Source organism: Paraburkholderia solitsugae, from assembly GCF_013177695.1.
GTDB lineage: Bacteria > Pseudomonadota > Gammaproteobacteria > Burkholderiales > Burkholderiaceae > Paraburkholderia > Paraburkholderia solitsugae.
The window spans coordinates 15,107-34,875 of sequence record NZ_WOEY01000065.1; the positions used below are offsets into that span (position 1 = coordinate 15,107).

General features: G+C 63.2%; 16 protein-coding genes. 8 read left to right on the plus strand and 8 right to left on the minus strand.

The window, feature by feature from the left end; genetic code table 11:
* The first annotated feature begins 30 nt into the window (after positions 1 to 30).
* A complete protein-coding gene (locus GNZ12_RS15875; protein WP_172311330.1) occupies positions 31 to 942 on the plus strand; it encodes an ABC transporter ATP-binding protein in 912 nt (303 codons plus the stop codon).
* Between the two features lie 34 nt (positions 943 to 976).
* On the opposite strand, the gene GNZ12_RS15880 is transcribed toward GNZ12_RS15875, so the two are convergent.
* The gene (locus GNZ12_RS15880) at positions 977 to 2,473 is read right to left on the minus strand and encodes a M81 family metallopeptidase (protein WP_172311332.1); all 1,497 of its coding nucleotides are present in this window, start codon (positions 2,471 to 2,473) and stop codon (positions 977 to 979) included.
* Positions 2,474 to 2,613: 140 nt separating this feature from the next.
* Positions 2,614 to 3,921, minus strand: coding sequence for an MFS transporter (locus GNZ12_RS15885; protein WP_172311334.1), 1,308 nt, complete (start codon positions 3,919 to 3,921; stop codon positions 2,614 to 2,616).
* Between the two features lie 204 nt (positions 3,922 to 4,125).
* On the opposite strand from GNZ12_RS15885, the gene GNZ12_RS15890 reads away from it, so the two are divergent.
* From GNZ12_RS15890 to GNZ12_RS15900, 3 genes are all read left to right on the plus strand, one after another.
* On the plus strand, positions 4,126 to 5,049 hold the full coding sequence (locus GNZ12_RS15890; protein WP_172311336.1) for a LysR family transcriptional regulator: 924 nt from the start codon (positions 4,126 to 4,128) through the stop codon (positions 5,047 to 5,049).
* A 122-nt stretch (positions 5,050 to 5,171) separates the two neighbouring features.
* Positions 5,172 to 5,849, plus strand: coding sequence for a heavy metal response regulator transcription factor (locus GNZ12_RS15895; RefSeq protein WP_172311338.1), 678 nt, complete (start codon positions 5,172 to 5,174; stop codon positions 5,847 to 5,849).
* Complete coding sequence (locus tag GNZ12_RS15900; protein ID WP_172311340.1) at positions 5,849 to 7,432, plus strand: heavy metal sensor histidine kinase; 1,584 nt, start codon at positions 5,849 to 5,851, stop codon at positions 7,430 to 7,432. The genes GNZ12_RS15895 and GNZ12_RS15900 overlap by 1 nt, the downstream gene beginning before the upstream one ends.
* On the opposite strand, the gene GNZ12_RS15905 is transcribed toward GNZ12_RS15900, so the two are convergent.
* Genes GNZ12_RS15905 through GNZ12_RS15915 form a run of 3 tightly spaced genes read right to left on the minus strand, consistent with a single transcriptional unit; the run spans position 7,413 to position 13,641 of the window.
* Positions 7,413 to 8,981 carry an efflux transporter outer membrane subunit gene (locus tag GNZ12_RS15905; RefSeq protein WP_172311342.1) on the minus strand — a complete coding sequence of 523 codons (1,569 nt, stop codon included), beginning with the start codon at positions 8,979 to 8,981 and terminating at the stop codon, positions 7,413 to 7,415. The two genes, GNZ12_RS15900 and GNZ12_RS15905, sit on opposite strands and share 20 nt — an antisense overlap.
* Positions 8,982 to 9,008: 27 nt before the next feature.
* Positions 9,009 to 10,391, minus strand: a complete 1,383-nt coding sequence (locus GNZ12_RS15910) for an efflux RND transporter periplasmic adaptor subunit (RefSeq protein ID WP_235993757.1) — start codon at positions 10,389 to 10,391, stop codon at positions 9,009 to 9,011.
* 19 nt (positions 10,392 to 10,410) lie between these two features.
* The gene (locus GNZ12_RS15915) at positions 10,411 to 13,641 is read right to left on the minus strand and encodes an efflux RND transporter permease subunit (RefSeq protein ID WP_172311344.1); all 3,231 of its coding nucleotides are present in this window, start codon (positions 13,639 to 13,641) and stop codon (positions 10,411 to 10,413) included.
* Positions 13,642 to 13,917: 276 nt separating this feature from the next.
* Between GNZ12_RS15915 and GNZ12_RS15920 the strand changes: the two genes are divergently transcribed.
* A complete protein-coding gene (locus GNZ12_RS15920; protein ID WP_172311345.1) occupies positions 13,918 to 14,205 on the plus strand; it encodes a DUF4148 domain-containing protein in 288 nt (95 codons plus the stop codon).
* A 485-nt stretch (positions 14,206 to 14,690) separates the two neighbouring features.
* Here GNZ12_RS15920 and chrA read toward each other — a convergent pair whose 3' ends face one another.
* The 3 genes from chrA to GNZ12_RS15935 all read right to left on the minus strand — a co-directional run bounded on the left by chrA (position 14,691) and on the right by GNZ12_RS15935 (position 18,016).
* Positions 14,691 to 15,905: a chromate efflux transporter gene (chrA, locus tag GNZ12_RS15925; protein WP_172311730.1), complete on the minus strand. Its 1,215-nt coding sequence runs from the start codon at positions 15,903 to 15,905 to the stop codon at positions 14,691 to 14,693.
* 139 nt (positions 15,906 to 16,044) lie between these two features.
* Positions 16,045 to 16,758: an SDR family oxidoreductase gene (locus GNZ12_RS15930; protein ID WP_172311347.1), complete on the minus strand. Its 714-nt coding sequence runs from the start codon at positions 16,756 to 16,758 to the stop codon at positions 16,045 to 16,047.
* Between the two features lie 112 nt (positions 16,759 to 16,870).
* On the minus strand, positions 16,871 to 18,016 hold the full coding sequence (locus GNZ12_RS15935) for an alkene reductase (RefSeq protein ID WP_172311349.1): 1,146 nt from the start codon (positions 18,014 to 18,016) through the stop codon (positions 16,871 to 16,873).
* 79 nt (positions 18,017 to 18,095) lie between these two features.
* Between GNZ12_RS15935 and GNZ12_RS15940 the strand changes: the two genes are divergently transcribed.
* The 3 genes from GNZ12_RS15940 (at position 18,096) to GNZ12_RS15950 (ending at position 19,766) form a co-directional block, all read left to right on the plus strand.
* On the plus strand, positions 18,096 to 18,380 hold the full coding sequence (locus GNZ12_RS15940; RefSeq protein ID WP_172311351.1) for a hypothetical protein: 285 nt from the start codon (positions 18,096 to 18,098) through the stop codon (positions 18,378 to 18,380).
* 73 nt (positions 18,381 to 18,453) lie between these two features.
* On the plus strand, positions 18,454 to 18,777 hold the full coding sequence (locus tag GNZ12_RS15945; protein WP_172311353.1) for a putative quinol monooxygenase: 324 nt from the start codon (positions 18,454 to 18,456) through the stop codon (positions 18,775 to 18,777).
* Between the two features lie 83 nt (positions 18,778 to 18,860).
* Positions 18,861 to 19,766: an alpha/beta fold hydrolase gene (locus GNZ12_RS15950; protein WP_216673231.1), complete on the plus strand. Its 906-nt coding sequence runs from the start codon at positions 18,861 to 18,863 to the stop codon at positions 19,764 to 19,766.
* The last annotated feature ends 3 nt before the right edge of the window (positions 19,767 to 19,769 follow it).

Below are 19,769 nucleotides of genomic sequence, written 5' to 3' on the forward strand. Positions count from 1 at the left end.
CGCACTGCACCGCATTCAAGGGATTCAATCATGCTAAATCCGCAACCGATTCCGTCGTACCTCATCCAGTCCGAAGCGGTGCGCGAGCGTTTCGACCGTCTGAAGTCGCGCGAGGTGATCCTCGAAGTTCGTGACCTCGACAAGCGCTTCGAGAGTCCACAGGGCGAATGCACCGCGCTGAACGGCATCAGCTTCAAAACGCACCGGCGCGAGTTCGTCTGCGTGATCGGACCGTCGGGTTGCGGCAAGTCGACCTTGATCCGCATTCTCGCGGGCCTCGAGCGGCAGACAAGCGGCAGCGTGCTGCTCGACGGCAAACCCGTGGAGGGGCCCGGCGCCGATCGCGGCATGGTGTTTCAGGGCTACACGCTGTTTCCGTGGCTGACGGTCAAGAAAAACGTCATGTTCGGTTTGAAGATGAACGGCCACAGCAGCCTGCATGCCGAGCGCGAAGCGCTGCAATGGCTCGATCTGGTCGGTCTGACGAAGTTCGCCAATGCGTATCCGCATCAATTGTCCGGCGGGATGAAGCAGCGCGTGGCGATTGCTCGCGCGCTCGCGAACCGGCCGCGTATTCTGCTGATGGACGAGCCGTTCGGCGCGCTCGATGCGCAGACACGCGCGAAGATGCAGACGCATTTGCTCGATATCTGGCGCAATATCGATGTGACCGTGCTGTTCATCACGCACGATCTGGACGAAGCGATTTTCCTCGCCGACCGCATCCTGGTGCTGAAGGCCAATCCCGGCGAGGTACAGGAATTGATCGAAGTGCCGGTCCCCCGTCCGCGCGATTATTCGCAGGTCACGTCAGCGGAATTTCTTGCCACCAAGGCCCGGCTCGAAGCGCTGATTCATCCGCCCTCGGCAGCCGCCGATGAAGACGATGTCGTCAGGCCGCATATGGTCCGGATGGTGGACGTGGAGGACAACGTCGAGTAGGCACGACCGTTGCCGTTGCCCCCGCTCTGCGCACCTAGCCAACGAACGACGCGCCCATCGGCCGTGTGCGGATGCCGGGCGTGAGCCTCGTCCACGGCAAGTCGCCCGGATCGGCGGTCATCGGACCGGGTGCCTTGGCAACCAGCACGGCGTGTGCAATCGGCTCGAAGTCCGCCCGGAAATGCACCGAGCTCTTGTTCACGAGTATTTTCATCTGCTCCGGCTCGATGCCCGCGACCCGGTAAAGATTGCGGTCGAGCATCTGCGCCTTGGTCGAACTCACGGCAATCCGCACGCCGCCGATCTTCAGGCAGGCGACGGGCCCGAGGTTCACCTGCATGCCGTGCATCATCGGCCCGTCGTAGCGGCAACGGCCGTCGGACAGCGCCACGACTTCGAAGCGGCCTGCGAACGGCGTGTCGCCCGGCACGTTCGAGCGGCCGCCGAGCGTCAACTCAAGCGTTGCGCCTACTCCTGCCGCGTGCGCTTGCGCGGCCGCTTCCGGATCCCAGATCAGGCCGAGTGCGGCGTCTTGTGCGCCTTCGGCCAGCAACGCGCGCAGCATGCCGGTCGTGTTCGAATCGGCGCCCGCGCCTGGATTGTCCTGGGTGTCCGCAATCACGACAGGTTTCTGCGCCGTGGCGGAGAGGCGCATCGCTTCAGTGACGGCAGCCGTGGGCGATAGAAACGGCACGGCCCATAACGCTTCGTCGCGCAGCATGGTGTCGTAGAGCGCATCGACGGCCGCGCGCGCTGCCGCTGCATTGTCGCCATAGCCCCAGATGACCGGGCCGCATTCCGGAAAGTCGGCAGCCGGAAAGCCCGGCGCAAACGACAGCGAGACGACCTGATCCTTTTCCAGCGCGCCGAGTGCCTCGTACATCGAGCGAGCCGGCTCGAGCAGGGTGCACATGCCGTTGATCGGAATCAGAAACGGCAAGCGGCGTGAGGCGCGCACGAGCGGCCTGCGCTCGTCCAGCAGACGCGCGAGCAGGCGCTCAGCCCGTGCCCCCGCAGCCGCCATGTCGACGTGCGGATAGGTACGGTAAGCGACCAACGCATCCGCGCTCGCGAGCATGCGTTCGGTCACGTTCGCGTGGAGGTCGAGCGAGGCGACGATCGGCACCGATGCACCGACCTTCGCCCGCAGTCGCGCCAACAGTTCACCTTCGCCGTCTTCCACATGCTGCGCGACCATCGCGCCATGCAAGTCGAGATAGATGGCGTCGAAACCGCCGGCGCCGGCGGCCGCGACGATCTCGCCGGCAATCCGCTCGTAGGCGTCTTCGGTCACTTGGGCGGATGGGCTTGCAGCGGTCCAGATCACCGGCATCAACGCATGGCCGTGCTGCTCGCTCGCAAGAATGAAGCCGCCGATCGGCAAATTGACGTCGCGTAGCGCGAGCACGGCATCGCCGCGTGTCATGGCCGGATGACCCTCGCCACGCACAAAGCTTTCGTAGGTCGCGGGTGAGGGCGCAAAGGTATTGGTCTCGTGCTGGAAGCCAGCAATCAGGATCTTGAATGCCAAGTTAATGCTCTCCGTTGAAGAAGCCGGCGCGCAGGGTCGCGCCGGCATGTCCATTGAGTCGGGTCACCCAGTTTCGTCACTGAGTTTTGTCACTCAGTTTCGTCACTGAATCAGCGCATCGCGTCACGCGAGCCGGCGCGTCAGGCCCGGCGAGCCTGCAGGGCGACAGGCGAAGGCAGGCGATTCGCGACCAGCAGGATCGCGCCGAGCGCCAGCAGCCCGACCATCACGTACAGGCCGGCTTGCAGGCTGCCCGTCGCCATCTTGGCCCAACCGATAATCGTGGGGCTCAGAAAGCCGCCCAACAGGCCGATGGTGTTGATCAATGCGATGCCGCCGGCGGCCGCATCGCCCTTCAGATAAGCGGACGGAATGGCCCAGAAGACGGTGTAAGAGACCCACATCATCGCCGTGGCGATCGTCATGAAAAGCAGCGACATCACGAGATGCCCACTCGCAAGCGTCGCGACGGCCAGCGACACCGCGCCGATGAGCGCCGGCGCCGCGCTGTGCCAACGCCGCTCGCCGTGGCGATCCGAACTGCGTCCGCCGAGATACATGCCGATCACCGCAGCGATGTAGGGGATCGTCGAATAGAGGCCGATCTGCATCGTGTCGGTCACGCCGTCGGCTTTCAGAATAGTCGGCAACCAGAAATTCACCGTATAGATGCCGCAGATCACGCAGAAATACGCGATCGCCATCAGGTACACGCGGGGATCGCGCGCAATCTGGCCGAACGAGTGATGTGCCACGGCCGGCGCGCCCAGCCCGCTGTCGAGCACCCGTTTGTCGTCGGCAGAGAGCCATTTCGCATCGGCAGGGCGATCGACCAGGAAGAACCACGCGATCACACCGAGCACGATGCACGGCAGTCCTTCGACCAGAAACATCCATTGCCAGCCGGCGAGTCCGTAGGCGCCCGCAAAGGCCGTCATGACCCACGTCGACAGCGGGCCGCCAACCACGCCGCTGAGCGGCCCGGCGATCATCACGGTCGCGATCGCGCGCGCCATGCGGGCCTCGCCGTACCAGTAGGTCAGGTAAAAGATCATCCCCGGCGCGAAGCCGGCTTCGAATACACCGAGAAGAAAGCGCAGCCCGTAAAACATCGGCACGTTGTGGACGAACAGCATCGACGCGGACGTGAGACCCCACAGCACCAGAATGCGGCTGATCGTCTTGCGTGCACCGACTTTCGGCAGCAGCAGATTGCTCGGCACTTCGAACAGCACATAGCCGAGAAAAAAGATGCCCGCGCCGACGCCGTAGACCGCATCGGAAAAACCCAGATCGCTTTGCATCTGCAGTTTCGCGAAGCCGATGTTGAGCCGGTCGAGGGACGCAAACAGATAGCAGATGAGCAGGAACGGCAACAAACGCCAGTTGAGCCGGCTGTAAAGCGCTGTGGCCTCGTCGGCACTCGGATTCGATGGAATAGCGGACACGGACAGCCTCCAGGGGAACGGTTGCGAGCGGCGGATACGGAACGACTAGGCGATCACGGGGTATCGATCTTTTTTTTTTCAGGTAACGCGCCGATAGTCGGTAACCAATAACTGAGTAGCAACAGCAACTAAAGTGAAGTAATGTTGCTCGTTAGGCAACGCTCAACGATTGACGGAAAAGGGCAAAGCCAAAGGAACCAGACGATGCGGGAAATCAACCAGCGCCGCTTGCGCTATTTCCATGAAGTCCTCACCCATGGCTCGATTCGCGGCGCGGCGGACCGGCTGAATACGGCTGCGTCGGTGATCACGCGGCAAATCAAGCTGCTGGAGGAGGAGATCGGCGCGCCGCTGTTCGAGCGCCGCGCGCGCGGCGTCGCACCCACCGAAGCGGCGCAGCATCTGATCGAATTCTGGCGCGGCTGCCAGGCGCAGCAGGAACAATTCGAACAGCGCTTGCAGGCGCTCCATGGACTGCAGCAGGGGCATGTCAGACTGGCGATCAGCGAAGGCTATATCGACGGCCTGATGGACGAGGTGCTGACCGACTTCTGCGCCCGCTATCCGAAGCTCGATATCACGGTGGAAACGCTGGCGGTCAACGACATAGTGAGCGAAGTCGTCGAAAGCCGTGCCCATATCGGGCTGGCGTATAACCCGCCGAGCGACCCGCACATCGAGTACCGGGCGACCTCGCCACAGCCTGTCGTGCTGCTCGTGCACGCCGGGCATCCGCTAGCGGTGCGCGGTGGGCCTGTCAGCGTCGATGAGATGCTCCAGTGTCCGCTCGCCCTGATGCCGCCGGCGTTCGGTCTCGGGCAGGCCGTGCAGATGCTCGCCTTCGCCGACAACGTGCAGATCCGCGCGACGCTCACCACCAACTCGCTGGCAGTGTTGAAACGCTTCGTGAAGAAGGGCGACGGGGCGGCGTTGATGGGAAGCTTCGCCGCGATGCACGAAATCGCGGCGGGCGAACTCGTTGCGTTGCCGATCGAGTATCCGCTGTTCGCTTCGGCGAAGGCCCGGATACTGGTTCGGGCGGGCCGGCCGTTGGCCACCGCAGCGGATGAGCTGCTTCGCTGGATGCTGGAAAGGATGTCGATGTTCAACGGGGCGGCGGCCGGTTAAGCCGGCCTTTCCGCGAACCGGCATGGCCGGCCAGGGTCCCCGGCCAACATTACCGGATCGTAATCATCACGCGCTTCGCTTGCCGGTATGATTTGACGGTCAAGCACAGCGGAGCACTCCCCATGCGAATCCTGGTGATCGAGGACGAGCTCAAAACAGCGGCTTATCTGAAGAAAGGCCTGGAAGAATCCGGCTACGCGGTCGATGTCGCGAACGACGGCCCACAAGGGCTGATTCTCGCGCTGGAAGAAGAATACGACGTGATCGTGCTCGACGTGATGCTGCCCGGCATGGACGGCTGGACCATCGTCAAGACCTTGCGCAGCACGCGTACCACGCCGGTGCTGTTCCTCACCGCACGCGACGACGTCGACGACCGCGTGCGCGGCCTTGAACTCGGCGCGGACGATTACCTCGTCAAGCCCTTCGCCTTCGTCGAATTGCTGGCCCGGGTGCGCACGCTGGCACGCCGGGGGCCGCCGCGCGAAAGCGAACTGATCAAGGTGGGCGATCTGGAAATGGACGTCAATCGCCGGCGCGTGAAACGCGGCGGGACGCGTATCGATCTCACGCCGCGCGAGTTTTCGCTGCTGCAGTTGCTGGCGCGCCGCCAGGGCGAAGTACTGAGCCGCACGCAGATTGCGTCGTATGTGTGGGACATGAATTTCGACAGCGACACCAATGTCGTCGAAGTCGCGATCCGCCGGTTGCGCACCAAGATTGACGATAACTTTCCCGTCAAGCTGATTCACACGGTGCGCGGCGTCGGGTATGTGCTCGAACTGAAGGATGCTGCCTGATGCGCGGCCGCTCGCTTGCCGCGACGCTCACGCTTGCCTTCGGTGTCACCACGCTCGCGGTTTTCGTGCTGGTCGGGAGTTTTCTGTATCTTGCGCTGGAGAAGCAGATCAAGGCGCAGGACGACCTCGACATCGTGCTCGCCGCGCGCCATGCACGGCGGCTGGTACAGGAACTCGATACGTCGAAAGGGATTCGCGAGCACGGCGACCGGCTGACCAGCATCGTGCTGGGCAATGAAGCGATGTCGATGGAGGTGTTCGGTCCTGATGGGCGTATGGCGATCGAGCATAACGCCGGGGAGACATTCCCGGCGTCTGGCGGCACGGCAAGCAACGCGGCTTCTACGGGCTCAAATGCGCCCAATGCATCCATCGCACTTGATGAGGCAAGCGAAACGAGCGAAGCAGGCGACGCAAGCGATATCCATGATCCCGGAGAAGTCGCTGAAGCTGGCGGCGTCGAGACGATAGGCGCGCTGCCGCCGCTCACGCGTATTCCCGCTTCGGCGCGCATTACCGACGTGGATATCGGCGCCTGGACCGGCCGCAACGGCGCACCGATCCGCGGAATTCTCGCGGACGCGCGGCTGCACGACGGCGACACGGCAACCGTGCTGATCGCGCGCAATATGAGCGACCGCTGGCGGCTGCTGGACCGGTATCGCGACAAGCTCAACATCGCAGGCGCGGCCGGCGTGATTCTGGCGATGCTGCTGAGCTATCTGCTGATTCGCGCCGCCATGCGGCCGTTGCGCGATATCGCGGCGAGTGCGGGTCGCGTCACGGTCAATCGCCTGAATACGCGGATCACGGTGGCGCGTGTGCCGAGCGAACTCGAAGCATTGGTGAACGCGCTCAATGCGATGCTGGAACGCGTCGATCGCGGCTTTCAGCACTTGTCGCGGTTCACTGCCGACCTCGCGCACGATATGCGCACGCCGCTTAGCAACATGCGCGGCGCCGCTGAAGTCGCGCTCGCGCGGCCACGCTCCACCGAAGAGTATGAGTCGCTGCTCGCATCGAATCTGGAAGAGTGCGACCGGCTCTCGCGAATGATCGAAAACGTGCTGTTTCTGGCACGCGCTGAACATCCGCAGTTCGTCAAACACATGCGAGAGTTCGATGCGGGGCAGGAACTAACGCGAATCGCCGAATACTTCGAGGGTATCGCTGACGATGCGAATGTCCGGATGCAAGTCACCGGCGCGGCGACGCTGACGGCGGATCTTGAACTGTTTCGCCGCGCCGTCAGCAATCTGCTGGCTAACGCGATCCGCTATACGCCGCGCGGCGGCGAGATCGTGCTCGACGCCGCCGAGTCCGGCGAAGAGGTGAGCATCACCGTGTCGAACGAGGGGCAGCCGATCGCCCACGAGCATCTCGAGCGGATCTTCGACCGCTTTTATCGTATCGATCCGTCGCGCAGTTCGTTGCCGTCTACCGGCTCGTCGCAAGGGTCCACGGGTTCGACCGGGCTTGGCCTTGCGATCGTTCGCACGATCATGGAACTGCATGGCGGCTCCGTTCGTGCTGAAAGCGACGCGCGGAGCACCTGCTTCATCCTCACGTTCCGACGGGTTTAGGGACTGGCTGTGCGGCGGGCGCAGTGGCAAGCGTGGTGCTGGATTGGGCAGCGGGCGGGGCGACAGGCCTGGTGGCGCTCGCCGCGGCCGACTCATCCTGCGTCGCCGCGCCATCACCCTGGCCATGCCACGTTCCGCCCAGCGCCTTCAACAACAACACACTCGACTCCAACCGCCGCGCCGCAATCTGATCCGCGGTGCGCTGGTTCGTCAGCGCAATCGTCTGCGCCGTCACCACGTCGAGATAACTGACCGCGCCCGCGTTGAAGCGGTTCGTCGTGAGCCGCAACGATAGCTCAGCGGCCGTGGTCGCGCGCTGCTGGCTGGCGGCTTCGTCGGTGAGCGAATGCAAGGCTGACAGATTGTCCTCGACCTGCTGGAAGGCGACCAACACGGATTGCCGGTAATCCGCAACCGCGCCGTCGTACTGCGCCGTCGCGCCATGCAGACTGGCCGTGCGCTTGCCGCCGTCGAACAGCGTGCCGACCAGTTGCGGGCCGAGCGACCAGAACAGACTCGGTGCGCTTAGCCACGGCGCGAAGAAGGTGCTTTCCAGCCCCGCGCTCGCCGACAGCACCAGATCGGGGAAAAACGCCGCATGCGCCACGCCGATCTGTGCATTCGCCGACGCCACGCGCCGCTCAGCGGCGGCAATGTCCGGGCGCCGTTCGAGCAATTGCGACGGCAGGCCAACGGGAATCGCCGGCGGCGTCGCAGCCGAGCCGTTCGGCGGCAGGGTGAAGGTCGAGGCGGGCTCGCCGATCAGTGTGGCAATCGCATGCTGCATCTGCGCACGCGTCACGTCGATGTCGGTGTCTTGCGTGCGTGTCGCTTCGAGTTGAGTGGTGGCCTGAGCGACGGCGGATGCATCGATCGCGCCGTCTTTCAGTTGCTGCTGCAGCAGCTTCAGGGCGGCGGCGTAGGCGGTCACGCTGTCGTCGAGCAGCTTCTTTTGCGTGTCGAGCGAGCGCAGGGCGAAATAGTCGACGGCGAGATCGGCGCTTATCGACAGGCGCACGGCTTCGAGATCCGCTTCGCTCGCCTGGGCATCGGCCTTCGCGCCGGTCACGCTATCGCGCACGCGGCCAAACAGATCCGGCTCCCAGCTCGCGGACACGCCGGCCGAATAATCCGGCACAGTCTTGCCTGCGAGCGATTTGCCTTCAACGTTCTGCGACGTCCGCGAGCGGTCCTGCGCGACACCCGCGGTGATGGTCGGGAAAAAGCCAGCGCGCTGATAATCCACCATCGAACGCGCTTGTTGGACCTGCGCAACCGCTTTGCGCACGGTCTGATTCGAGACATCGACGCGCGCTTCGAGTTGATTCAGCACCGGATCGTTGAAGATCGTCCACCAGGGGCCGCGCGGTGCGGTGTCGGCAGGTGCGGCCTGGGCCCAACCCGGCGCCGCGCCTGCGTACTTTGTGGGGATTTCGACGGTGGGGCGCCGGTACGGCGGCAAAGTCGAGCAGGCGCTCAGCAGCGCGCCGATCAACGTGACCACGAACGAACGGCGCAACAACGGACGCGACGGAGATATTGGAGACATTCGGCTCATCCTTTCGATAACGGGCGCTCAGCCATGAGCGGCCGGCGCGATCTGCACGAGCTGGCCGGTGCTCAGCGAATCGCCGGGGTTATCGATCACGCGGTCGGTCGCAGCGAGGCCCGTGGTGATTTCCACATGCGTGCCGAAATCGCGGCCGATATGCACCGTCCTGAGCACCGCACGGCCGTTGCCGTCGACCACCGCGACCGTCACACCATCCGGACGGAAGAGCAGAGCGCTCACCGGCAGATCGAGCGCCGGTGTGGTCGACTGCAACTGCAGATGCACCTGCGCGTAAGCGCCTGGCATCAGCGCGCCATCCTTGTTATCGACGTCGACCTCGACGCGCAGCGTGCGGCTCGACGGATCGATCGAGCCGCTCGTGCGCGCCACCTTTGCGGCGATGTGCCGGCCGGGATACTGCTGGGCGGTCAGATACACGCCGGTGTCGGGCGTGACGTAGGGCGCGTCGTTCTGCGGCACGTCGACGAACACGCGCAGCACGCCGGTCTGCTGGATATGAAACAGCTCGCCCGACATACCCGGCGTGCCCGGCGTGCCGCCGGCCGTCACCAGAGTGCCGACATCGACGTTGCGCGCGGTGATCGTGCCGTCGAAGGGTGCGGTGATCTTCTCGTACGACACCAGCTCGGCCAGATGCGCGACGTTGGCCTGCGCCGACGCCAGCATCGCGCGACGCGCTTCCATGTCGCTGACTTTCGTGTCCGCATCCTGCTGCGCGACCGATTGGGTTTTCAGCATCTCCTGCCAGCGCTGCGCGGTGGTCTTCGCGAAGTCGAAGTTGGCTTGCGCGGTGGCTTCGTCGGCACGGGCCTGGCGCAGTTGTGCATCCAGATCGGGCGCGTCGATCGTGGCGAGCGTCTGACCGGCTTTCACCTGGGCGCCGATGTCGGCGCTCCAGTGCGCCAGGTAGCCGCTCGTGCGCGCATAGATCGATGCTTCGGCGAACGGCGTCACCGCGCCGGGCAGCAGCAATTCGTGGACAGCCGGCGCGGGGCGCGGCGTGACCACAGACACGCTCAGCACGCTTTGCGCTTGCGTCTGTTGCGTCAGCGCGGCGCTTGCGTGCAGACGCGGCACGATGCCGACGATCAGCAACGCTGCGGCGAGGCCGGTCAATGCGAGCGGCCAGAGGCGGCGGCGTGGCTTCGGGCTTGTGGTCATGTCGGCGGCGCGGGCGGTTCCGGCGGTGTCGGCATGCGAGTCGTCCTCGTTACTCGCGGGCTGCGCTGCCTGAGCGGCTTGAGCAGTTTCAGCGGCGCGCGCTGTGTCGGCGGCGCGGGCCGCCTGGTTGACTTTGGCGGCCTTGGCACCCTCAGCGATTCGATCAGCCTCGGCGGCCGGTTCAGACCCGTCGCCGAGGTCGGGCGGAAATGATGGATTGTTCATGGGCAGGCTCTCGTCGGAATCAAAGTGTGCGGGCGGGAACGCGGGATTCTTCTGTGTCGATGCGGGCCGCACGGCGTTTGTCGAGCCACGCATGCACCATCCCGTAGACGACCGGAACAAACAGCAAGGTGGACACCGTGCCGAGCGCGAGGCCGCCAATCACGGCGCGGCCAAGCGGCGCGTTCTGTTCGCCGCCATCGCCGAGGCCGAGCGCCATCGGCAGCATGCCAATCAGCATCGCGAGCGCGGTCATCAGCACCGGCCGGAAGCGGCCGAAGCCCGCCTCGAGCGCAGCCTGCAGCGGCGGCTTGCCGCCGTGGTGGAATTCGCGCGCGGTGTTGATCACAAGAATGCTGTTGGCCGTGGCAATGCCGATGCACAGAATGGTGCCGGTCAAGGCCGGCACGCTCAGGCTCGTGCCGGTGCTGAACAGCATCCACGCGATGCCCGCGAGCGAGCCCGGCAAACCGCTGATGATGATGAACGGATCGAGCCACGACTGAAAATTGACGACCATCAGCAGATAGACGAGGGCGATCGCAAACACGAGACCGCTTGCGAGGCCGCTGAACGAGTCGTGCATCGCCTGCACCTGGCCGCGCACGACGATCGACGCGCCCGGCGGCAGTTGCGGCCGGATCTGATCGACGAGCCGGGTCACGTCGGCTGCCACGCCGCCGAGATCGCGCCCTTGCGCCGACGCGAAAATGTCGAGCACTGGCTGCACGTTGTAGTGCGAGACGACAGCCTGCTGGGTGCCGCGTGTCAGCGTGCTCAGCGCGCCGAGCAGGTTCTGCGGGGCAGGGCCGTTGCCGGTTGTCGCCACGCCTGCACTTGCACCACTGCTCTGTGCGACCGGAATATTGGCCAACGCCTGCAGCGAGTTGATGTCGTACTGAGGCATCATCGCCATCAGCGGATAGCTGACGCCGTTGCTCGGATCGAGCCAGAAATTCGGCGAGGTTTGCGAACTGCCGGAAAGCGCGATCAGCAGATTCTGCGACACGTCGCGTTGCAACAGGCCGGCCTGAATCGCCCGCGTACGGTCGACATTCACGTTGATCGCGGGTTCGTCGCCCGGTTGCTGGATGCGCGCATCGACGAGGCCGCGCACACCTCGCAGTTGTGCAAGCAAACGGTTCGCCACGACGCGATTGGCGTCGAGCTTGTTGCCGACGATCTGGATATCGATTGGCGCGGGCAGGCCGAAGTTGAGAATCTGGCTGACGATGTCGGCGGGCAGGAAGGCAAACGTGACGCCGGGGAAATCTTTTGAGAGCGTGGTGCGCAGCGTCGCCACATAGGCGGCGGTGGGCTTGTGTCCGGCTGCAAGCGTGATCATCACTTCGGCGTCTTCCGGGCCGATCGGGTCGGATGAATCGTAGGTCAGATTGATGCCGCTCACCGGCACGCCGATGTTGTCGAGCATCGCCGCGAGTTCCTGCTTCGGGATCACGCTGCGCACACGGGCTTCGACTTCATCGGTGATGCGGGCGGTGTCTTCGATACGCGTGCCGGTCGGCGCACGCAGGTGCAGGCGGATCTCGCCGGTATCGACGGCCGGGAAAAAATCGCGACCCGCAAACGGCACCAGCGCGAGCGAGCCGATACACAGCAACAGGAAGATAGCGATGAAACGGCGCGGTCTTTCAATCGCCGAGCCGAGCACGCCGCGATAGCGTTCGCGCAGCCTCTCGAAACGATGTTCGAAGGCGGACTGGAAACGGATCAGGCGTGCAATCGGGCCGTTTCCCGTGACCGGCGCGTTACTGCGCGCGCGCATCAGATACATCGCGAGGGTTGGCACCAGCGTACGCGAGAAGAAGTACGACGCGATCATCGCGAACACCACCGCTTCGGCGAGCGGCACGAACAGATAGCGCGCGACGCCAGAAAGCAGAAACATCGGTACGAATACGATGCAGATCGATAGCGTCGAGACAAAGGTCGGCACGGCGATTTCGCCCGAGCCATTCAGAATCGCGTCGTGCAGCGGCTCACCGTTTTCAAGATGGTGCGTGATGTTTTCGATGGCGACGGTGGCATCGTCGACGAGAATACCCACCGCGAGCGCGAGCCCACCGAGCGTCATGATGTTGATGGTCTGGCCGAGCGCGGACAGCGCGATCAGCGAGGTCAGCACCGCAAGCGGAATCGATACCGCGATGATCAGCGTGGCGCGCCAGCTGCCGAGAAACAGCAGGATCATCAACGCGGTCAACGCAGCCGCGATCACCGCTTCGCGCGCCACGCCCATCACGGCCGACTTCACGAACACCGATTGATCGGACAGCGCGGTGATATGCAACGCACTCGGCAAACCGGCCGCGATATGCGGCAGCATCGCCTTGACCTGCTGGATGATGGTTAACGTGGACGTGCTGCCGGATTTTTCGATGGTGAGGAGCGCGGCGCGTTTGCCGTTGCTGCGCACGATGTTGGTTTGCGGCGCATACCCGTCGCGCACGTGGGCGACGTCGCGGACATACACCACGCCGCCGGCCACCGTCTTGATCGGCAAATCATTGAGCGCGGCCACCGTGTCGGTGCTGCCGTTCATCTGCACGTTGTATTCCTTCGTGCCGATTTTGGCGGTGCCACCGGGCAGAATCAGGTTTTGCGCGTTGACGGCGTTGACCACGTCGAGCGGGGAAAGGCCCTTGGCCTGCAGCGCGCGCGGATCGATATCGACCATGATCTGCCGGACCTTGCCGCCGAACGGCAGTGGCACGGACGCGCCTTGCACCGTCGCGAGTTGCGTGCGGATCTGGCTGTTGCCGAGGTCGTAGAGTTGCTGTTCGGACAGCGTGTCGCTGGAGAGTCCGAGTTGCAGGATCGGGACCGTCGACGCGTTGTACGTGATGATGTTCGGCGGCAACGTGCCGGGCGGGAGGACGCGCAGGATCGATGCGGAATTGGAGGCCGCCTCGGCGATCGCGCGGTTGATGTCGGCGCCGGGGTGGAAAAATATCTTTACTACCGAGACGCCGTTCAGCGATTGCGATTCGATATGCTCGATATCGTCGACGTCGGAGGTCAGCGCGCGCTCGTAGTTCGACGTGATGCGGTTGGCCATGTCCTGGGCGGAAAAGCCGTTATACGTCCAGACGATGCTGACTACCGGGATGTTGATGTTCGGGAAGATATCGGTGGGCGTACGCAGTATCGCGAGCGGGCCGATGATAAAGATCAACACCGCGAGAACCACGAATGTATATGGGCGGCGCAGCGCGAGCTTGACGATCCACATGACGGTTTCCTGAAAAGAGGCGGATGGAGGCGGGCGTCCTGTTTCAGTGCCTGGCGGGGCGTGACGCGGGCTTCTTCGTGAGTCAGGAGTGTGGATTGTGGGCGCTTACCGGCTGCGGTCCAGTAGATTACGGTTCTGTTATCTGAGGGCGTTTTTGACGGCGGTGCGTAGATAACAAAACGGTAATCTGCAGGTCAGTGCTCCGACAGGTGAAATGACAACAATGGGAAGCGTGGTTCAGGCCACTCATTTCTTGCACTTCACTGGAGAGACATCATGAAACTGCTTACCGCTATTGCTGTTGCTGCTCTTAGTCTGCCGTTCGGCACGAGTGCTTTCGCTCAATCCAATCCGTCTGGGTTGACGCGCGCTGATGTCATGGCTCAGTTGCAGCAGGCTCAGGCTGAAGGGCTCGTGCCAACGCATAATAATGACTATCCGCCTACGGCGACGGAGATTGCGCGGAATCGGGAAATCTATGCTATTCAGCATGGGACGGATGGGGCTGGCGCTATGAAGACCGCAGGAGCGTCTGCTGCGGATGCTGGGGCGGCGGCGAATTGATGCTTCGTTTGGACGCCTGCGGCGTTGGGCTTTCCTTGATCTGGCTTTTTGGCCTTTTCTTGATTTCTTATTGGTCTATTAGTGTCGCCCCTGTGCGGGGCGGCACTTACTTTCTTTGCCGCCGCAAAGAAAGATAAGCAAAGAAAGCGGCTCACACCGCCAGCTCATAAGCGGGTCCCCCGCACAGCCACGGTAGTGGTGCATCTGGAATCAGTGTTCTCGCACATTCCGCCCTGGTGACAAGGCCGTCATTCTTCCGGCGGCGCTGCGCGCGCCGCAGGGTTCTTCATATAACCGCTTGCTGCGTTTTCGCGCTGGCTGTTATTCGGTGTAGCAGCCCGTGTTGTTGCGTCCTTGTCTGGTCAGGTATCACCGAATTGTTCGGGTGCGTTCAAGCTCGCACTCGCTGGCGTGACCTGCACGTGAGTTAGAGCCGCCTTCTCTTCTCCACGCTCAATCACGTCAGTCAAGCTGCGTCCGTCAACTCACACCCACCAAGCAAGCAGCGCCGTGAGCAGCACCACGGCCCATGAAGGCACGCGCCACCAGCCAAGCATCACGAGCGCCACCACGATCAGCCCGAAATCGCGGCCGCTGTGAACCGCGCTGGTCCACACCGGATCGTAGAGCGCGGCGAGCAGAATGCCGACCACGGCGGCGTTGATGCCAGCCATCGCCCGGCGCATCGAGGCGAACGCGCGCAACTCGCCCCACAGCGGTAACGCCGCGCCGACCAGGAGAAACGACGGCAGAAAAATAGCCACGGTGGCGATCAGCGCACCGGGGATGCCAGCCGGATAACCGGTGCTGGCGGCGCCGAGAAACGCCGCGAACGTGAACAGCGGTCCCGGTATCGCCTGGGCTGCGCCGTAGCCGGCCATGAATGCATTGGTCGAGAGCCAGCCGCGCGGCACCACGACCGCTTCAAGCAGAGGCAGCACCACATGGCCGCCGCCGAACACCAGCGAGCCGGCCCGGTAGAACGCCGCGAACAGGTCGAGCGGATAGGCATGCAGCAAGGCGGCCGCGGCAGGCAGGCCGATTAGCAACAGCACGAAGATCGTGAGGCAGGCGAAAGCGCCGGTCTTTGTACCGGGCATGCCGAGTGGGGCGCGTGGCACCTCGGTCGACGATTTCAGAAGCAGGGCGCCAGCCATGCCCGCCACGACAATCGCAGCGATCTGCCCGTAAGCCGCACCGAGCACGATCACCGCGATGGCCGACGCCGCCGCGATGGTGACGCGGGCACGGTCGGGGCAGAGCGTGCGTCCCATCGACCAGACCGCCTGCGCGACGACGGCGACCGCTGCGAGCTTCAGGCCGCGCAGCAGATGGAGCGCACTCGCGTCCGCCAGATGAGTGAAACCGTAGGCGAACGCGACCATCAGCAGCACTGATGGCAACGTGAAGCCGAGCCAGGCCGCCAGCGCGCCAGCAATGCCACCACGAAAACGGCCGATTGCTATACCGACCTGACTGCTGCCGGGACCCGGCAAAAACTGGCACAGCGCGACCACGTCGCTGAACGTATGCTCGTCGAGCCAACGGCGGCGTTTGACGAACTCGTCGCGGAAGTAGCCGAGATGCGCGGCAGGACCACCGAACGAGGTCAGGCCGAGCCGTAGAAAAATGCAGAAGAGCGTCCACGGCGAACTGTGCCCGGGCAAATCGAGAGAGGTGTCGGAATCCGCGTTGTGCATGGGCATGGTTTAACTGTCGAGCCGGAGTCGAAGCGGAAGGTCAACGTTATGTGACCTTCGCTTTGCCGGTGGATCAAGGCAGCGTCAGATCATACCCGAGCCTGGACGTCGGTTGAACCGCGTGTGGCCCGCGCCGCCCTCAGGCGATTGCACCGCCGCCGTCGACCAGCACGGTGGAACCCGTCGCGAAGGGTGTGCTCGCCAGATAGACGACGGCGTTCGCCACGTCTTCGGGCTGGCCGACACGACGCGCGGGCAGGCGCGCTGCCGCCCCTTCGTACATGCTTTGGCGGTCGTCTTCAGTGAGTTTCGACCACAGCGGTGTTGCAATCAGTCCCGGCGACACCGTGTTCACCCGTACCGGTGACAGCTCCAGTGCGAGACCGCGCGCCAGAGCCTCTAGCGCTGCGTTGATCGCGCCTTGCAACACTGACGTTTTGCTCGGACGAACGCTCAGAAAACCGGAAACAAGCGTCAGCGACCCACCGTCGGTGATCTTCACGGCCCGGGCCACGCGGTACGCGCCCCAAAACTTGCTGTCCATCGCAGCGTAAGCGTCGGCAAGCTCCAGTTGGCGAATGGGGCCGCCCCGCGTCTGTGCTGCGGAGATCACCACGTGATCAAACGGGCCTGCGTTCGCGAAGAACGCTTCCACGGCATCGGTATCGGTCGAATCCAGCACGGCTGTGCTGACGGATTTTCCAATTCCGGTTGCCGTCGCAGCCAGTTTCGCCGCGTCGCGCGAAGCGATGAGCACGTCCGCGCCGAGTTCGGCAAATGCTTTCGCCGTGGCTGCGCCGATCCCGGAGCTTCCGCCAACGACGAGAACTTTTTTCGATGTGAGCTGGTTCATATTCAATTTCCGTTTTAGGTGGGTTCCGGCTTCATGCGGTTCCGGAACGGGTGACTCAGATGTTTCCGGATGCGGACCGCTGCACGATAGCCAGCGGTGGCATGGCGGATGTTCAGACCAGACTGTCGACGCTTAGAGCCTCGTCGGCATCGGCCGTCTGCGACAGGCTGGGATAGTCTGTGTAGCCGCGGTCATCGCCGCCAAACAGCATACTGCTGTCAAAACTGGCGAGAGGCAGGTCATTGGCAAGACGGTGCGGGAAGTCCGGATTGGCCACGAATGGGCGGCCAAAGGCGACCAGATCCGCATAGCCGCTGGAGATGACCCACTCGGCTCGCGCCTTGTCGTAGTTGCCCGCAACGATGATGGGCTGAGTGAATCGGGCGCGGATTGCCTGGCGGAATTCCTCAGTGAATTGCGGGGCGTCGTCCCAGTCGGCCTCGACCAGATGGAGGTACGCAATGCCGCGTGCCTGAAGAAACTCCGCCGCTTCGAGAATGGTCGGCAAAATGTCCGGGCAGTCCATGCCGCGCGCGGTCAGGAACGGCGCGAGACGGATGGCGGTGCGATCGGCACCGACCTCGTCGGCCACCGCATCGACGACTTCCTTCAGGAAGCGCAAACGGTTTTCACGCGAACCACCGTATTCATCGGTCCGCCCGTTGGACGTCGTCCGCAGGAACTGGTCGACGAGGTAACCATTGGCGCCGTGAATCTCGACGCCATCGAAGCCCGCCTTCATCGCATTGCGGGCGGCTTGACGGAAGCTCGCGACAACGCCCTTGACCTCGTCTGTGGTCAGCGCGCGCGGCGTCGGGGAGTCAACCATCGCGCCCACGCCAGTCATCGGGTCGACCTTCCAGATCTGGCCGTCGAACGGCACCGCGGAAGGGGCGACGGGCAGCGCGCCATCATGAAAGTCCGGATGCGACATGCGCCCCACGTGCCAGAGTTGCAGGAAGATCCGGCCGCCGGCAGCGTGAACCGCGTCGGTCGAAAGGCGCCATCCTGTGATCTGCTCAGCGCTGTAGATACCCGGTGTGAACGAATAGCCTTTGCCTTGCGGCGAGATCTGCGTGGCCTCGGTCACGATCAGCGCAGCCGACGCACGCTGCGCGTAATAGCGGGCGTTCATTGCGTTGGGTACATCGCCAGGCTGGGTGCTGCGTGCCCGCGTCATCGGCGCCATGACGACGCGATGGGGGAGCGCGTGGCCGGCGATAGCCACAGGCGTAAAGAGCGATGTTGAGTGGGACACGGTGAATCTCCGAGGTAGTTAGCAGGGCCGGGAGCAACGTCGCCTGATCGCTGGCGATTCCGTTGAATGCTCTGGCTTCATGACCCGCAATGCAGGGGCCGGTGATGTGGGCACATTCTGCTTATTACGCTGCGGTTTGATAATTGGCGTAGGTTTTGAAGCACTTTCAAAAAAAACAGGAATATCGTGGGCAGTTAAGCCTGACCGAGCAAGGCAGGACGGTTCTCGCACACTGCCAGGTGGCGGCGCTGGCTCGCTGCAGGATTCACTCGTCCTAAAGGATGAGATAAAGCCCCTCCCTTCGCTCCATAAAAAAATCGCCCTGGCGGTCAATGGCGCTGCGCGGCGCAAACCAGCATTCTGACGTTGACCGTTATGCGGGTTGAGAACCTTCCGTGGGACCTGCGCCGGCTCTGCTGGCTCGCAATGGAGCGTCTATGAAGCTGACCATCTCGTTGGTCGTTCAGTTGCCGGGAAAACCAGAACACAGGCGGGAGCTGGAAGACAGGCTGATTGAAATGATGGACAGCGTGGCTCAGGAACCGGATTTCCTGAGTGCATTTCTTCATCGCTCAGTGGATGAACCGGAAACGCTCGTTCTCTACGAAACATGGGCGTGCAGCCGTGAACACTTTGAAACACATCACTCAGCCGCGAACCGTCGACAGGCCCATGAGAGCGCATTGTCGGCGTTAATGGCGGCCGAGCGTTCGGTGCAGTTTCTTGAGCCAGTGCGATCCTGGACCAGACGCCGAAGATGATTGATTGAACGTCAGATCGTACGTCTGACCGTTAAACCACAATAGAAATACGGAGGTCTGTCATGGATAGGCGAGCTATTGTCATGCTGATGCTGAGTACTGCGCTTGTGAATAAAGTGGCGTTCGCGGCCAGCCCGTCCTTCCCCGCGGGCTTTGCTACGCGGACCATCTCGACGCCGGATGGCGCGCAAATCTTCGTGCGTTCTGGCGGCACCGGCCCGGCCGTGGTGTTGATTCATGGGTTCGGGGACACGGGCGAGATGTGGGGGCCGCTTGCCAGGGAGCTGGCCAAAACGCATACCGTGATCGTTCCGGACCTGCGCGGCATGGGGCGATCCTCGAAGCCGGCCGGCGGATATGACAAGAAATCTCAGGCCGCGGATATCCGGTATGTCATGACAACGCTCGGGCAGGATCATTCAGCGGTGGTCGGCCACGATATCGGGACGATGGTGGCCTACGCCTATGCGGCCCGGTACCCGGACAAGGTCGACAAACTCATCGTCATGGATGCGCCAGTGCCTGGCATCGCGCCTTGGGACGAAATCGTGCGCAGCCCGAAGTTGTGGCACTTCGACTTTGGCGGCCGGGATTGCGAGCGGCTGGTAGCCGGCCGGGAGCGAATTTATCTTGACCGTTTCTGGGACGATTTTGCAGGAGATCCTTCCAGAATTAATGAAGCGACGCGTGCGTATTACGCGAAACAGTATGCGCAGCCCGGCGCCATGCGGGCCGCCTTTGCTCAGTTCAATGCCATCGGCACTAACGACGTTGCGGACAATCAAATGTCCTCGCGCGTCAAACTCCCAATGCCCGTTCTTGCGATTGGTGGCGAACAGTCGTTTGGCTCAACGATGGCGGTCGTGATGCGAAACGCCGCAACGACCGTAGAGGAAGCGGTTGTGCCGAATTCAGGGCATTGGTTGATGGAGGAAGCCCCTGACGCGACGATCAAGCTCGTGAGCGACTTTATCGGAGACGGGAAGTAGATG

Bases quoted from the DNA above. Each gene is read 5' to 3' on its own strand.
- GNZ12_RS15895 (WP_172311338.1), top strand. From the start codon at position 5,172: ATGCGAATCCTGGTGATCGAGGACGAGCTCAAAACAGCGGCTTATCTG.
- chrA (WP_172311730.1), bottom strand. From the start codon at position 15,905: ATGCACAACGCGGATTCCGACACCTCTCTCGATTTGCCCGGGCACAGT.
- GNZ12_RS15920 (WP_172311345.1), top strand. From the start codon at position 13,918: ATGAAACTGCTTACCGCTATTGCTGTTGCTGCTCTTAGTCTGCCGTTC.
- GNZ12_RS15910 (WP_235993757.1), bottom strand. From the start codon at position 10,391: ATGAACAATCCATCATTTCCGCCCGACCTCGGCGACGGGTCTGAACCG.
- GNZ12_RS15945 (WP_172311353.1), top strand. From the start codon at position 18,454: ATGAAGCTGACCATCTCGTTGGTCGTTCAGTTGCCGGGAAAACCAGAA.
- GNZ12_RS15905 (WP_172311342.1), bottom strand. From the start codon at position 8,981: ATGTCTCCAATATCTCCGTCGCGTCCGTTGTTGCGCCGTTCGTTCGTG.
- GNZ12_RS15950 (WP_216673231.1), top strand. From the start codon at position 18,861: ATGCTGATGCTGAGTACTGCGCTTGTGAATAAAGTGGCGTTCGCGGCC.
- GNZ12_RS15890 (WP_172311336.1), top strand. From the start codon at position 4,126: ATGCGGGAAATCAACCAGCGCCGCTTGCGCTATTTCCATGAAGTCCTC.
- GNZ12_RS15930 (WP_172311347.1), bottom strand. From the start codon at position 16,758: ATGAACCAGCTCACATCGAAAAAAGTTCTCGTCGTTGGCGGAAGCTCC.
- GNZ12_RS15875 (WP_172311330.1), top strand. From the start codon at position 31: ATGCTAAATCCGCAACCGATTCCGTCGTACCTCATCCAGTCCGAAGCG.
- GNZ12_RS15940 (WP_172311351.1), top strand. From the start codon at position 18,096: ATGACCCGCAATGCAGGGGCCGGTGATGTGGGCACATTCTGCTTATTA.
- GNZ12_RS15900 (WP_172311340.1), top strand. From the start codon at position 5,849: ATGCGCGGCCGCTCGCTTGCCGCGACGCTCACGCTTGCCTTCGGTGTC.
- GNZ12_RS15915 (WP_172311344.1), bottom strand. From the start codon at position 13,641: ATGTGGATCGTCAAGCTCGCGCTGCGCCGCCCATATACATTCGTGGTT.